The organism is Thioclava sp. (genome assembly GCF_048263065.1).
GTDB lineage: Bacteria > Pseudomonadota > Alphaproteobacteria > Rhodobacterales > Rhodobacteraceae > Thioclava.
Map to the genome: position 1 here is coordinate 213,212 of NZ_JBLXEM010000002.1, position 14,577 is coordinate 227,788.

Below are 14,577 nucleotides of genomic sequence, written 5' to 3' on the forward strand. Positions count from 1 at the left end.
CATGACCCAGGATTTCACGAAACTCTTTCAAGCGATGGTCGAGCAAAGCCACGAGATGGCGCGCGCGATGAATCCGGCATTGGAAAGTTTCTCGCCCTCCGCCTTTGAGAAATTCATCCCGTCCATGCCCAAAGACATGCTTGAGATGTTTTTCGGTAAGACCTTTAACCGCGAGGGGCTGGATGCGCGCACACGGTTTCTGGTGACGATCGCGGGGCTGGTCGTGACCGGCTCGCAAGGGGAGCCACAGTTGCGCCTTGCGATCCGCAACGCGCTTGAATCGGGGGCGACACAGCGGGAGATCGCGGAAGTGATCTTTCAGATGAGCATGTTTGGCGGGGTGCCCGCCATGAGCCGTGGCCTTGAGATCGCGCAAGCGGTCTTTAACGAGATCGGCGAAGAGAGCGCGGGAGAGAACGCATGACGGTTTTTGTATTTGCCTTCTACCTTTTTGCCATCGTGGCGGTGGTCGCGGGCTTTATGGTGGTGATCTCAAAAAACCCCGTGCACTCGGTGCTGTGGCTGATCCTGACATTTCTGTCTGCGGCGGGGCTGTTTGTGCTGCTGGGGGCGGAATTCGTCGCGATGTTGCTGATCATCGTTTATGTAGGCGCGGTCGCGGTGTTGTTCTTGTTCGTCGTGATGATGCTGGATGTCGATTTCTCGGCCCTCAAGGGAGAGTTCGCGCGCTATATGCCGCTGGGCCTGCTGGTCGCGGTGGTGATGCTGGTGCAGCTGGGCGTTGCGCTTGGCGCGTGGAAAACGGCGGATATGGCGCAAAGCCTGCGGATGTCGCCGATGCCAGACGGGATGAGCAACACCAATGCCATCGGGCTGCTGATCTATGACAAATATCTCTACCTGTTCCAGACGGCGGGGCTGATTTTGCTGGTGGCAATGATCGGGGCGATCTTGTTGACGCTGCGCCATCGCACGAATGTCAAACGCCAAAACGTGATCGCGCAGATGCATCGCGATCCGGCCAAGACGATGGAAATGGTGGATGTGAAACCGGGGCAGGGGTTGTGAAAATGTGCACGCAAAACAAGTCAGACAATCCCGAGCGGAGGGCACAGGCATGATCGGTTTGGAACATTATCTGGGCGTCGGGGCGGCGCTGTTCGTGATTGGCATTTTCGGGATATTTGTGAACCGCAAGAACGTCATCGTCATCTTGATGTCGATTGAGCTGATGTTGCTCGCGGTCAATATCAACTTCGTGGCTTTCTCGGCCTATCTTGGCGATCTCGTGGGGCAGGTTTTCACCATGTTCGTCCTGACCGTCGCGGCCGCCGAGGCGGCGATTGGCTTGGCGATCTTGGTTGTGTTCTTCCGCAACCGTGGCTCGATCGAGGTCGAAGACGTCAACGTGATGAAGGGGTAAGAGACCAATGGAAACGATCATTCTCTTTTCCCCGCTTGTCGGTGCGATCATTGGTGGCTTTGGCTGGCGCTTGATCGGCGAGAAGGGCGCTATGGTTCTGACCACGGGGCTGCTGTTTCTGGCCTGCGCGCTGTCATGGATCGTGTTTATCAACCTCGACGGGGTGACACACCACATTCATGTGATGAATTGGATCAATTCGGGTGAGTTGAACTCCAACTGGGCGATCCGCATGGATCGGCTGACCGCGATCATGCTGATCGTCGTGACGACCGTGTCGGCGCTCGTGCACCTGTATTCGTGGGGCTACATGGCCCATGACGAAAACTGGACCGAGAATGAGCATTACAAAGCGCGCTTCTTTTCCTACCTGTCCTTCTTTACCTTCACCATGTTGATACTCGTGACGGCGGACAACCTGTTGCAAATGTTCTTTGGTTGGGAAGGTGTGGGCCTCGCGTCGTATTTGCTGATCGGGTTTTATTACAAGAAACCCTCGGCCAATGCCGCTGCAATGAAGGCGTTTATTGTTAACCGGGTCGGCGATTTTGGCTTCCTTCTGGGCATGTTCACGCTGTTTTATATGACCGGCGCGCTCAAGATGGATGACGTGTTTGCCGCAGCACCCGCACTGGCAGAGACGCAGGTGCATTTCCTATGGACAAGCTGGAACGCGGCGGAACTGATCGCCTTCTTGCTGTTCGTCGGCGCGATGGGCAAATCGGCGCAGCTGTTCTTGCACACATGGTTGCCCGACGCGATGGAAGGCCCGACGCCTGTGTCCGCGCTGATCCACGCCGCAACGATGGTGACGGCGGGCGTGTTCCTCGTCTGCCGGATGTCGCCGCTTTATGAATACGCGCCCCATGCCAAGGATTTCATCCTAATCATCGGCGCCACGACCGCTTTTGTCGCGGCCACGATCGGCTTGGTGCAAAACGACATCAAGCGCGTGATTGCCTATTCGACCATGTCCCAGCTGGGCTATATGTTTGCCGCAGCCGGTGTCGGGGTCTATTCGGCCGCGATGTTCCACCTGCTGACGCACGCGTTCTTTAAGGCGCTGTTGTTCCTTGCCGCAGGCTCGGTGATTACGGCGATGCATCACGAACAGGACATGCGCAACTATGGCGGTCTTCGCAAAAAGATCCCGATCACTTTCTGGGCGATGATCATGGGCACGCTGGCAATCACCGGTGTGGGGATTCCCTTTACCCAATTCGGCTTCGCGGGCTTCCTGTCAAAAGACGCGATCATCGAAAGCGTTTGGGCGGGCGACAGCTCGGGTTACGGGTTCTGGATGCTGGTAATCGCGGCTGCGTTTACCTCGTTCTACTCATGGCGGCTGATCTTCCTGACCTTCTTTGGCAAGCCGCGCGGCGATCATCACGCCCACGAACATGCCAAGGAAAGCCCGCTTGTGATGACCGTGCCGCTGATGGTGTTGTCGCTTGGCGCGGTGTTTGCCGGGATGATCTGGTATAATGTGTTCTTTGGCGATCACGCGAAACTGGTGAAGTTCTTTGGTCTGCCCGCCCATACCGAGCAATCGGCTGAAGGGCATGGCACCGCCACCGCAACGGATGCGACTGGCCATGCAATGACCGAGACGCAGGCCGAGGCCGAAGTGGCCGCCGACGCCGCGCATTCACCTGACATGGGACCATCGGCTGGTGTGCTGGCCGATCCGGGCGTTGCTCCGCAAGGCGCGATCTTCATGCATGGCGAGAACACGGTGATCGACGACGCGCATCACGCGCCGGGCTGGGTCAAGGTCTCGCCCTTTGTGGCGATGCTGTTGGGGCTGTTTGTGGCGTGGCTGTTCTACATCAAGGACACGCGACTACCCAAGCGTTTGGCCGAGGCGCAACCTGCGCTGCACCGGTTCTTGCTCAACAAGTGGTATTTCGACGAGCTGTACGAGGCGATCTTTGTGCGCCCCGCGTTGTGGATCGGATACACGTTCTGGAAGAAAGGGGACGAAGGCTCTATCGACCGCGTCATTGATGGCGTGGCTGTGGGGATCGTCCCGTCATTCACGAGGTTCCTCAATAGGATGCAATCGGGTTATCTGTTCCACTACGCGTTCGCAATGGTGATAGGGATCGTCGGTCTGATGTTCTGGGTCTTGCTTAACGGGGGGAGCAACTGATGCAACATCTGCTTTCTATTGTCATCTTCATCCCCGCCGTTGCCGCGCTGATCCTTGCGCTGGTGCAACGGGGTGGCACCGAGGCCGCAGATCGCAACGCCAAATGGCTGGCGTTGACGGCGACGGCGGTGACCTTTCTTGTCTCGCTGTTCTTGCTGACCGGGTTTGATCCCTCCAACACCGATTACCAGTTTGTCGAACATTACCAGTGGATCATGGGCCTGCAATATCGCGTCGGTATCGATGGGTTGTCGATCCTGTTCGTGCTGCTGACCACCTTCATGATGCCGCTGGTCATTCTGGCAAGCTGGGATGTGAAAAAGCGCGTCAAGGAATACATGATTGCGTTCCTGCTGCTGGAAACGCTGATGATCGGCACCTTTGTCACGCTCGATCTGGTGCTGTTCTATCTGTTCTATGAGGCCTGTTTGATCCCGATGTTCCTGATCATCGGCATCTGGGGGGGCAAGCAGCGCGTCTATGCCGCGTTCAAGTTCTTCCTCTATACGTTCTTCGGCTCGGTCTTCATGCTGATTGCGATCATCTATATCTATTACCACACCGGCACGACGGACATGCCCAACCTGCTGGCCGACAAGTTCCCCTACACGCCGCTGCACATCCTTGGGGTGACGGTTCCCGGTGGGGTGCAAACGCTGCTCTGGCTCGGGTTCTTCATCTCCTTCGCGGTGAAAATGCCGCTTTGGCCGGTGCACACATGGTTGCCCGCCGCGCACGTTCAGGCCCCGACGGCGGGTTCGATTGTGCTGGCGGCGGTGTTGCTCAAGCTCGCAGATTACGGCTTCTTGCGCTTTTCGCTACCGATGTTTCCGGTGGGCAACATGGTTGTCGGCCCTTGGGCGATGTGGCTGGCGGTGATCGCGATCATCTACACCTCGCTGGTGGCGCTGGTGCAAGACGACATGAAAAAGGTGATCGCCTATAGCTCGGTCGCGCATATGGCCTTTGTGCTGCTCGGGATCTTCTCGGGCACGCAGCAAGGCATCGAAGGCGGCATCATGATGGTCGTCGCGCACGGCTTTGTTTCGGGCGCGCTGTTCCTGTGTGTTGGCGTTATATATGACCGGATGCACACCCGTGAGATCGCAGCCTTTGGCGGCTTGGCCAAACGGATGCCATCCTACGCGTTGATCTTTATGTTCTTCACCATGGCCAATGTGGGCTTGCCGGGTACGGCTAACTTCGTCGGGGAATTCCTGATCTTGGTGGGCACGTTCCAGGTGAATACTTGGGCGGCGACGCTGGCCACGACGGGTGTGATCTTGTCGGCGGCTTATGCGCTGTGGCTCTATCGTCGGGTGGTGTTTGGTGATCTGATTAAGGAAAGCCTGCGCTCGATCACCGATCTAAGCACGCGCGAGAAGTGGATCTTCGCACCGATGATTGCGATGACCCTGATCCTTGGCGTTTATCCTGATCTGGTGACCAATATCATCGGACCCTCCGTGACCAATCTGGTCGAGAACTATCACGCAGCCCTGCCGGACAATCTGTTGTCCGACCTGGTCGAACACTGAGGAGCCCCAGAGATGACCGCTTCGGATTTCTCTACCATCCTGCCGGAATTCCTGCTGTCCATCTATGCGATGGCAGCCCTGCTGGTCGGGGTATGGTTTGGCAAGGATAAGTTGGCCTCCACATTGCTTTGGGCCACCTGCGCTGTGATGCTGGTGGTTGCGGCTTGGATCGGGCTGGGTGAGGGTGGCACACATCAGGCGTTCGGCGGTTTGTTTATCGACGATGCCTTTGCGCGCTTTTCCAAGGTCTTGGTGCTGATCGCTGCGGCACTGATCCTTGCGATGAGTGCGGATTACATGGAACGCCGCGGCTTGCTGCGCTTTGAATTCCCGATTCTGATCACGCTGTCGGTTATTGGCATGATGATGATGGTCTCGGCGGGCAACTTGATGTCGCTCTATATGGGACTTGAGCTGCAATCGCTGGCGCTTTACATCGTTGCAGCCCTGCGCCGCGACAGCGAGAAAAGCTCGGAAGCGGGTTTGAAATACTTCGTCCTTGGCGCGCTGTCCTCGGGCATCCTGCTGTATGGTGCCTCGCTGACCTACGGCTTTGCCGGCACGACGCAATTCTCGGGCATCATTCAGGTGGTGCAGGCTGGGCAATTGCCGATGGGGCTGCTGTTTGGCCTTGTGTTCCTGATCGCGGGTTTGGCGTTCAAGGTTTCGGCCGTGCCATTCCACATGTGGACGCCCGACGTCTATGAGGGTTCGCCCACGCCCGTCACCGCGTTCTTCTCGACCGCGCCGAAAGTCGCGGCGATGGCGCTGATCGCGCGGCTGTTGTTTGACGCCTTCGGTCAGGTTCCTGCCCAATGGGGCCAAGTGCTGGGGCTGCTCGCAGGTCTTTCGATGGTCTGGGGGTCGTTCGCCGCCATTAGCCAGCGCAACATCAAGCGTCTGATGGCCTATTCCTCGATCACGCACATGGGGTTTGCGCTGCTCGGCTTGACCGCTGGCACCGTGTTCGGGGTGCAGGCGATGCTGACTTATATGGCGATCTATGTGACGATGAATGTGGGCGTGTTCGCCTTTATTCTATCGATGGAGCGCGATGGCCAGCCGGTGACCGATATCAGGTCGCTGAACCTGTATGCCAGCAGCGAGCCGACCAAAGCCTTGGCGATGGCGGTGCTGATGTTCAGCCTTGCGGGTGTGCCCCCGATGCTGGGCTTCTTCGCGAAATACGCGGTGCTGACGGCGGCCATTCAGGGCGGCTATATCTGGCTTGCGCTGCTGGGTGTGCTGACCTCGGTTGTGGCCGCGTTCTACTACATCCGTATCGTCTACTTCATGTATTTCGGCAAAGAGGTCGAACCGCTCGATCACCGGATGCCTGCTGTGCAATGGGGGCTGTTGATCGCATCCGCACTGGTGACGGTGTTTGGCGTGTTCAACCTCTTTGGCATCGAAGGCGCGGCGCAGGCTGCGGCGGCGGCTCTTGTTAACTAAAGACACGGTCTGGCCCGAGGGCGTGGCGCGTCACGTCTTGTCCTCGGTCGACTCCACGATGAACGAAGCGGCCCGGTTAGCGCCGGGCCTTTCGGGGCCGGCGTGGATATTTGCGCATGTGCAGACGGCCGCGCGCGGGCGGCGTGGACGCGCATGGCGCGCGCCCGAGGGGAATTTCTCGGCAACTCTGGTGATGCGCCCCACGGGTGGGCTTACGCAGGCGGCGCTGTATTCCTTTGTCGCCGCGCTCGCGCTGGAGGCCGCGTTGAACCATGTCGCGGGGCCGCATGCGCGCCTGTCTATCAAATGGCCCAATGATGTGTTGCTGGGCGGGGGCAAAATTGCGGGGATACTGCTGGAAACGCTAGGGCAGGGCGCAGACACTGCGCTTGCTATCGGGATCGGCGTGAACCTTGCGCATGCGCCCGCGCGCGACACGCTGGAACCCGGCGCGATGGCCCCCGTGTCGCTGCTGGAACAGACCGGGCTGCGCGTCACGCCCGAGGATTTCCTGCCGATGCTGGCGCGCGCATTCGCCCATTACGACCAGCAATTTCGCGACTACGGGTTTGATGCGATCCGCAATGCATGGCTCGCCCGCGCCGCCCGTCTGGGCGAGCCAATCACAGCGCGCATCGGCCCCCAGACCTACCACGGCATCTTCGAGACGATTGATCACAGCGGGGCGTTAATCCTGCGCGAACAACACGGGACGCGCGCAATTGCGGCGGCCGATATTTTCTTTTGAGTGCGAAAAGGGGCGGACATGCTTCTGTGTATTGATTGCGGCAATACCAACACGGTGTTTTCGATCTGGGACGGGAAGGCGTTTCTCTCGACCTGGCGGATGGAAACCAATCACAAACGTACGGCGGATGAATATTTTGTCTGGCTTCAGGGCTTGATGCGGCTGCATGGGATCGAGGCCAAGATTTCCGAGACGATCATCTCCTCAACTGTGCCGCGCGTGGTGTTCAATCTGCGTGTGCTGTGCAATCGCTATTTCGACTGCCGCCCCGTCGTGGTGGGCAAGCCTGAATGCGCGCTGCCCGTGGCCCCGCGCGTCGATGAGGGCACAACCGTTGGGCCCGACCGACTGGTGAATGCGGTGGCGGGGTTTGATCGTCATGGCGGCGATATCATCGTGGTCGATTTCGGCACAGCGACCACCTTTGACGTGGTGGCGCGGGACGGGGCCTATATCGGCGGCGTGATTGCGCCCGGTGTGAACCTGAGCCTTGAGGCGCTACACCAGTCTGCCGCTGCACTGCCTCATGTCGATATCACCAAGCCTCAGGCCGTTATCGGGACAAATACCATCACCTGTATCCAGTCTGGCGTCTTTTGGGGCTATATTGGTCTTGTCGAGGGTATCGTGCGCCAGATAAGGGTCGAGCGTGACCGCCCGATGAAGGTGATCGCCACCGGAGGGCTTGCGCCGCTGTTTGATCAGGGGTTCGATCTTTTCGACAAGGTCGAGGAAGACCTCACCATGCATGGCCTTCGCCTGCTGTATGACTACAATAAAGGACTAACCGAGTGACAGAACGACTGATCTATCTTCCCCTTGGCGGTGCCGGCGAAATCGGCATGAACGCCTATGTCTACGGCTATGGGCGCGCGGGGAAAGAGCGGCTGATCGTGGTCGATCTGGGCGTGACCTTCCCCGATATGGACAGCTCTCCCGGCGTCGATCTGATCATGGCTGATCTGGCTTGGCTTGAGGAAAACGCCGATCGCATCGAGGCGATTTTTATCACCCACGCCCATGAAGACCATATCGGCGCGCTGGCCCATGTCTGGAACAAGCTGCGCAAACCGGTCTTTGCGCGCGCCTTCACGGGCCGGATCGGGCAGCTCAAGCTGGAAGAGGCGGGCATACCCGCCGAGACGATCCAGATCATCGAGCCGCGCCCGCATGCTATCGACGCCGGGCCGTTCACCGTGCAATTCGTGCCGGTCTCACACTCGATCCCCGAAAGTTCGGCGCTGGTCATCGACACGCCTGCTGGGCGTATCGTGCATACCGGCGACTTCAAGCTGGATGGAAATCCGATTGTCGGCGAGGCGTTTGATCCGGTGCTGTGGCACGAGATCGCGCAAGAGGGCGATGGCGTGAAAGTCTTGGTGAGCGATTCCACCAATGTGTTCTCGCCCGCGCCCGGTCGCTCTGAGGCGACCTTGGCCGAACCGCTGACCCAGTTAATTGCCGCGCAAACCGGCATGATCGTGGCGACCACATTCGCATCCAACGTGGCGCGTCTGAAGACACTGGCAGAGGCGGGCGTTGCGGCCGGCCGTTCGGTCTGTCTACTGGGGCGTGCGATGAAGCGCATGGTCGGCACAGCGCAGGAAACCGGCGTGCTCAAGGGCATGCCCGGCACGATCCCGCCCGAAGAGGCGGTCAATCTGCCCCGCGGCAATCTGATGCTGATCGTGACCGGGTCTCAGGGCGAACGGCGCGCGGCCTCGGCCCAGCTTTCGCGCGGTAAATATCTGGGTCTTGAGATGAAAGAGGGCGATAGCTTTTTGTTCTCGTCAAAAACTATCCCTGGCAACGAGCGCGGCGTGATCCGCATTATGAATGCGTTTTCCGAGATGGGCGTGGATGTGATCGACGATCATGACGGGCTGTATCACGTCTCGGGTCACGCCAACCGTCCGGATCTTGAGGCCGTGCATGACCTGCTGCGCCCGAAAATGCTGATCCCAATGCATGGCGAGCACCGCCATCTGCGCGAGCACGCCAAGATCGCGCAAGCCAAGGGGATTGCCTCGGAAGTGGCGACCAATGGCTCGATGATTGATCTCTCGGGCCATGTGCCCCAAATCGTCGAATATATCGAAGCCGGGCGCACCTATCTCGACGGGTCGGTCAAGATCGGCGCTATGGATGGTGTGGTGCGTGGGCGTATTCGCATGGCGCTGAACGGTCTGGTGCTGGTCACGGTCATTCTGGATGAAAAGGATCAGCCGTTGGGCGATCCATGGGTTGAAACGATGGGCCTGCCGAAACTGGGCCGTGGCGGTGCCAATCTGGTCGAGCAGATCGAAGACGAGATGACGGATTTCCTCAACCGTGCGTCGGTCAAAGTGCTGTCCAAAGACGACAAGATGGACGAGGCGCTGCGCCGCATCGCACGTCAGGTCTCGATGGAAGAGATTGGCAAAAAGCCAGAGGTGATCGTGGTGACCTCGCGGCTGACCGAGGAATAAAATTCCAAAACGCGGCGGTTGCGCCGCGCCGGATATGACCATGAAAAAGCCCGCCAGAGGAAACTCCGGCGGGCTTTTTTCTGTTCGACAATAGCGGCTTAGCTTTCGGTGCTATCCTCGGTCTCGACTTCGCTTTCGGTGTCCGGTTTGCTGGTGCGGAACGAGCGGGTTAGGAAATCGGGCATGTGATCGCCCATCCCGACAACTGAATTGCCGCGATCGGAGTCGCGGCGATTACGCCCCCCGCGCGAGCGGCGATTGTCGTCACGCTCGTTTGTGGGCTTAGTTTCGGGCTGAGGGTGCGAGGTCTGCTCGGGCGCAGGCGCAGCCTCGGCAACCGGAGCAGCCACGGGCGCGGGGGCAGGAGTTTGGGCAATCGGCGTCGTCGCCGCATTGTCGTGCGTCTCGGCCTTTTTGTTGTCACGGCTCGGACGCGGCCCACGGCTGGAACGCGAGCCGCCACTGCGCGACTCGCCATCGCGCGAGCGACCGCCACGGCTGCGACCGCCTTTGGAATCGTCACGCTTTTGCGGTGCGGTCTTGGCACCTTCGGACAGCTCGAAACCCTCGGGCGGCACTGCGCGCGGGATTTCGTTTTCGATCAGGCTTTCGATGCCTTGCAGATACTTCTCATCCGAAGGCGTCGCGATTGAGATCGCCGCCCCCTTGCGCCCGGCACGCCCGGTGCGCCCGATGCGGTGAACGTAGTCCTCGGCATGCATCGGCAGATCGTAGTTGAACACATGGCTGACGGCGGGAATATCAAGCCCGCGCGCGGCCACATCAGACGCGATCAGCAGTTTCAGCTTGCCATCGCGGAAGGACTCCAACGTGCGCGTGCGTTGACTTTGCTCAAGATCGCCATGGATCGGGGCGGCATCAAACCCATATTTTTGCAGGCTTTTCGCAACGATATCGACATCGACCTTACGGTTACAAAAGATGATCGCGTTGGTGCAGGCCTCGCCCTCACCCTCGATCAAGGCGCGCAGCAACTCGCGCTTGGTCTTGGCGGTCTGGTCGCGCCGCGCGGGCGTGATCTGCACGAGTTTCTGCGTGATATTCGCGCCCGTCGTCGCCTGACGCGCCACCTCGACACGCACGGGGGCGTGCAGGAAGGTGTTGGTGATGCGCTCGATCTCAGGGGCCATCGTGGCAGAGAAGAACAGCGTTTGGCGGGTGAACGGGGTAAGTTGGAAGATGCGTTCGATATCGGGGATGAAGCCCATATCCAGCATCCGGTCAGCCTCGTCCACGACCATGATTTTCACATCGGTCAGGATCAACTTGCCACGCTCGAAATGATCAAGCAGGCGGCCCGGCGTTGCAATCAGCACGTCGACGCCCTTGTCGATCAGCTTGTCTTGTTCGCCGAAGCTGACGCCACCGATCAGCAACGCGCGGGTGAGTTTGGTATTCTTGGCGTACAGATCAAAGTTTTCCGCAACCTGCGCGGCCAGTTCGCGCGTCGGGCACAGCACGAGGCTGCGCGGCATGCGCGCGCGCGCGCGGCCCCGGCGCAGCAGCGTCAGCATCGGCAGCGTAAAGCTTGCCGTCTTGCCGGTGCCGGTCTGCGCGATGCCCAGCACATCCTTGCCCTCAAGCGCGGGCGGGATCGCATCGGCCTGAATCGGCGTGGGCGTTTCATAGCCCGCATCGGCAACAGCAGACAGAACCTTGGGGTCCAGTTTGAGATCGGAGAATTTAGTCATCGTCGTCCTTAAGTTTCCTGATTACGTCCGGTGGCAGCCGCGTCGGGCGGCGCACACATGAGGGCGCAACGGAAATTGGGCGCCCTGACCTGACCTCACCGGATTGCGAGGCTGAAAACCCCCTAACTGATTGCGCCGCAAAGGTCAATCTTTGCGCGGGGTGTGGCCGTTTATCGCCTCTTGCATAACATGCGGGAACCTGACCTTTTGGAGCGGGTTTGGTCTGCGTTGGTATTGGGCCGCGGTGTTTGAGGGACAAGTATGGCAGTTGCGGAAACGATGGGGCTTGGCCCGGTCATGGCCTTCGGGCTAGTTGGGGTAGTTGGCGTTGGGGCGCAATGGCTTGCGTGGCGGCTGCGACTGCCTGCGATTGTCATCATGCTGGCGGCGGGCCTGATAGTTGGACCGGCGACGGGGTTGCTGAACCCAAGTCTGGAATTTGGCGATTTGCTGGGGCCGCTGATCGCGCTTGCGGTGGCGGTGATCTTGTTTGAGGGCGGGTTTACGCTGGATCTGCACCGGCTGGGCGACGCACGCTCGGGTGTGGCGCGGCTGGTGTTTATTGGCGCGCCGCTGGGCTGGCTTTTGTCAACGCTGGCACTGGTTTACGGCGCGGGTCTTGGCTGGGAGGCGGCGTCAGTCTTTGGTGGTATCATGGTGGTGACTGGCCCGACCGTGATCGCGCCGCTGCTGCGCACTGCGAAACTTGCGCGCCGCCCCGCGCGGCTGCTGCAATGGGAGGCGATCGTCAACGATCCGATTGGCGCGCTCGCCGCCGTGCTGGCCTTTGAGGTGGTGGTGACGCTGCGCTCCAACCTGTCGATGGGCGAGGCGATCTGGCATCTCGTGCTCGGCATCGTCTTTGCGGCCGTTGCGGGTGGGATCGTGGGCTATGCGATTGCCTGGACCTTCCGGCGCGGGCGTGTGCCCGAGTTCATGAAAGTGCCGGTGCTGTTTGCCACGCTTCTGGCGACCTATGCGGTGACCAATTCGATGCTGCATGAAAGTGGTTTGCTGGCGGTGACGGTGATGGGGCTGGTGATCGGGAATTCTGATTTGCCCTCTTACGAGGAGCTGCGGCGCTTCAAGGAACATGCAACCGTGCTGTTGGTTTCGGGCGTGTTCATCCTGCTTGCGGCCAATATTCAGGTCGATCAACTCGCCGCGCTGGATTGGCACGCGGCACTGTTCGTGGTGCTTGTGGTGCTGGTGGCACGGCCCTTGACAGTGTTCATCTCCCTGATCGGCTCGGGGCTGGCGCGCAATGAGCGCACCTTGATTGCGCTGACCGGGCCGCGCGGTGTCGTGCTGGTGGCGGTGGCGGGGCTGTTTGGGCAGCGCCTCGCCGATCTGGGTGTTACGGATGGTGCGCGCATCGGGCCGCTGGCCTTCGTGTTGGTGCTGGTGACGGTGATCATACATGGCTTCACGCTGGCACCGCTGGCGCGCAAGCTGGGGCTGGCCAATACCGACAAGCCGGGGTTGCTGATTGTGGGCGGTTCGCGCTTTACCACCGCGCTGGCCGAGGTGTTGATGAAGGCGGAAGTGCCGGTGCTGATCACCGACCCGAATCATGCCCATCTGATCCGCGCTCGCGCTGCGGGGGTTAAAACGTTCTATGGCGATATTCTGGGCGAGGCGGCTGAAGATTCGCTTGAACTAATGGCCTATTCCACGCTGCTCGCCGCGACCGATAATGACGCCTATAATACGCTGGTTGCGACCGATCTGGCACCCGAGTTAGGGCGCGACAAGGTCTGGCAGGTGCCACGCGTTAAGGATGATCGCGAACGCCACGCGCTGCCCACGCAACTGGGCGGGCGCCGCTTTGGGGCGGGGCGCACGCTGGAGGGGTGGGAAAACCTTCTTGCGCAGGGTTGGGTGTTTCGCACCACCCGCATCACCGAGGAATACGGTCTGGCCGAGTGGCGCGAAAAGCGCCCCGATGCTGCGCCGGTGCTAGTGGTTTCGGCTAAGGGAGAGTTGCGCTTTGTGACCGATCCTGCGGGGATAAAGGCCGAGGCGGGGGCGCGCATCATCTCGCTTTTGCCTGCCAAAGCATTGGAGGAAGAGACGGTTGCGCGTGCTAAAGCGGCTGAGAAACCCTCGGGTCAACCCGGACCCGCCGCACCGATTCCGTGATCGCGGACGCGCAAGATAGCGTTTTAAAACAAGGCGGTGTCAGTCGATCTTGATGTGACTTTCGGCGCTGGTGGTAACCTTGCCGTCACGGGTCAGCGTGATCTGCGCGCGATAATCCCCCGCAGGCCAATCGCCGGGCGGGGTCTTCTTACCCGCAAACTCGAAAAACAAGGCTTTGGGCTTTGCGATCTTGCTGTCATGAGCAAAGTGAAACCCATCTGGCCCCGCGATCTTCAGGGTGACGCTGTCGCCCGCCTGCACGCCAAACCCGTAAACCCACGCAACCAAAGCAGGTCCGTCGCTGGGCAGACTTGTCGCGGGCATCATCCCTGATTTGATCGCAGCATAGCTGGGAGCCGTGTCGGCGAGGCCCACTTGCAAAAGCCCCGAGGGCACATAGGCCAGCTTGTTGGACCATAGCTCGTCTTTGGCGATGTCATGGGCGCAGGTCTGCGTCATGTCGGGATCAAATGGGTCCACCACCTTGCCGTCATGGCGCAGGCCGATATGGAGATGGGGAAATTCTGCCTTTCCCGATTGCCCTACAAGGCCCAACGTCTCGCCAGCGGCGATGTGATTGCCGGGTTTTACGACCACGGAGCCTCGGCGCAGATGGCAATATTGTGTTTCCCAGCCGTCGCCCATATCCACCAAAATCCCGTTGCCGCATTCCTTGCCCACAACTGAAGCCCCGTTTACAAAGGCGCGGTCGGGTTCGCCATCGCGGATCGCTTTGACCGTGCCGGGCGCGGCGGCGAGAACCTTCACCCCCGCTTCCATCGCGGCGACGCTGGGCAGGGCGAAATCGGTGCCCTTATGCCCGTCATAAGTCAGATGGCCACAGCCTGTGTCGCGAGCGCCGGGCCCGGGGTCGCGATCAACGTAATTCTGGATATAGCAGTTTTGTCCAAGCGTGCAGTCAATCGGCTGCTCTAACGAAATCGTCCCGGCCATGCAGGGCCGGGACGATAAGGCTAATCA

General features: G+C 59.9%; 12 protein-coding genes. 10 read left to right on the plus strand and 2 right to left on the minus strand.

Annotated elements, in window-relative coordinates; translation table 11 throughout:
* The first annotated feature begins 1 nt into the window (after position 1).
* From ACN0SD_RS04175 to ACN0SD_RS04215, 9 genes are read left to right on the plus strand one after another with little or no spacing between them, the layout of a single operon-like run.
* A complete protein-coding gene (locus tag ACN0SD_RS04175; protein WP_417806963.1) occupies positions 2-424 on the plus strand; it encodes a carboxymuconolactone decarboxylase family protein in 423 nt (140 codons plus the stop codon).
* The gene (locus tag ACN0SD_RS04180; RefSeq protein ID WP_417806964.1) at positions 421-1,029 is read left to right on the plus strand and encodes an NADH-quinone oxidoreductase subunit J; all 609 of its coding nucleotides are present in this window, start codon (positions 421-423) and stop codon (positions 1,027-1,029) included. The genes ACN0SD_RS04175 and ACN0SD_RS04180 overlap by 4 nt, the downstream gene beginning before the upstream one ends.
* A gap of 49 nt (positions 1,030-1,078) precedes the next feature.
* Positions 1,079-1,384, plus strand: coding sequence for an NADH-quinone oxidoreductase subunit NuoK (gene nuoK / locus ACN0SD_RS04185; RefSeq protein ID WP_417806965.1), 306 nt, complete (start codon positions 1,079-1,081; stop codon positions 1,382-1,384).
* 7 nt (positions 1,385-1,391) lie between these two features.
* Positions 1,392-3,536, plus strand: a complete 2,145-nt coding sequence (gene nuoL, locus ACN0SD_RS04190; RefSeq protein ID WP_417806966.1) for an NADH-quinone oxidoreductase subunit L — start codon at positions 1,392-1,394, stop codon at positions 3,534-3,536.
* A complete protein-coding gene (locus ACN0SD_RS04195) occupies positions 3,536-5,074 on the plus strand; it encodes an NADH-quinone oxidoreductase subunit M (protein WP_417806967.1) in 1,539 nt (512 codons plus the stop codon). The genes nuoL and ACN0SD_RS04195 overlap by 1 nt, the downstream gene beginning before the upstream one ends.
* A gap of 12 nt (positions 5,075-5,086) precedes the next feature.
* Positions 5,087-6,526 (plus strand): NADH-quinone oxidoreductase subunit NuoN, encoded by a 1,440-nt coding sequence (nuoN, locus tag ACN0SD_RS04200; protein ID WP_417806968.1) that lies wholly within the window; start codon positions 5,087-5,089, stop codon positions 6,524-6,526.
* Positions 6,516-7,274 (plus strand): biotin--[acetyl-CoA-carboxylase] ligase, encoded by a 759-nt coding sequence (locus ACN0SD_RS04205; protein ID WP_417806969.1) that lies wholly within the window; start codon positions 6,516-6,518, stop codon positions 7,272-7,274. Before nuoN ends, ACN0SD_RS04205 begins: the two co-directional genes overlap by 11 nt.
* An 18-nt stretch (positions 7,275-7,292) precedes the next feature.
* Positions 7,293-8,069, plus strand: coding sequence for a type III pantothenate kinase (locus ACN0SD_RS04210; protein WP_417806970.1), 777 nt, complete (start codon positions 7,293-7,295; stop codon positions 8,067-8,069).
* Positions 8,070-8,116: 47 nt separating this feature from the next.
* Entirely contained in the window at positions 8,117-9,742 is a 1,626-nt protein-coding gene (locus ACN0SD_RS04215) for a ribonuclease J (RefSeq protein ID WP_417807190.1), read from the plus strand.
* 98 nt (positions 9,743-9,840) lie between these two features.
* Here the strand turns inward: ACN0SD_RS04215 and ACN0SD_RS04220 are convergent, their stop codons facing one another.
* Positions 9,841-11,454: a DEAD/DEAH box helicase gene (locus ACN0SD_RS04220; protein ID WP_417806971.1), complete on the minus strand. Its 1,614-nt coding sequence runs from the start codon at positions 11,452-11,454 to the stop codon at positions 9,841-9,843.
* 261 nt (positions 11,455-11,715) lie between these two features.
* On the opposite strand from ACN0SD_RS04220, the gene ACN0SD_RS04225 reads away from it, so the two are divergent.
* On the plus strand, positions 11,716-13,596 hold the full coding sequence (locus ACN0SD_RS04225; RefSeq protein ID WP_417806972.1) for a cation:proton antiporter: 1,881 nt from the start codon (positions 11,716-11,718) through the stop codon (positions 13,594-13,596).
* Positions 13,597-13,635: 39 nt separating this feature from the next.
* On the opposite strand, the gene ACN0SD_RS04230 is transcribed toward ACN0SD_RS04225, so the two are convergent.
* On the minus strand, positions 13,636-14,550 hold the full coding sequence (locus ACN0SD_RS04230; protein ID WP_417806973.1) for a M23 family metallopeptidase: 915 nt from the start codon (positions 14,548-14,550) through the stop codon (positions 13,636-13,638).
* Between the last annotated feature and the right edge of the window lie 27 nt (positions 14,551-14,577).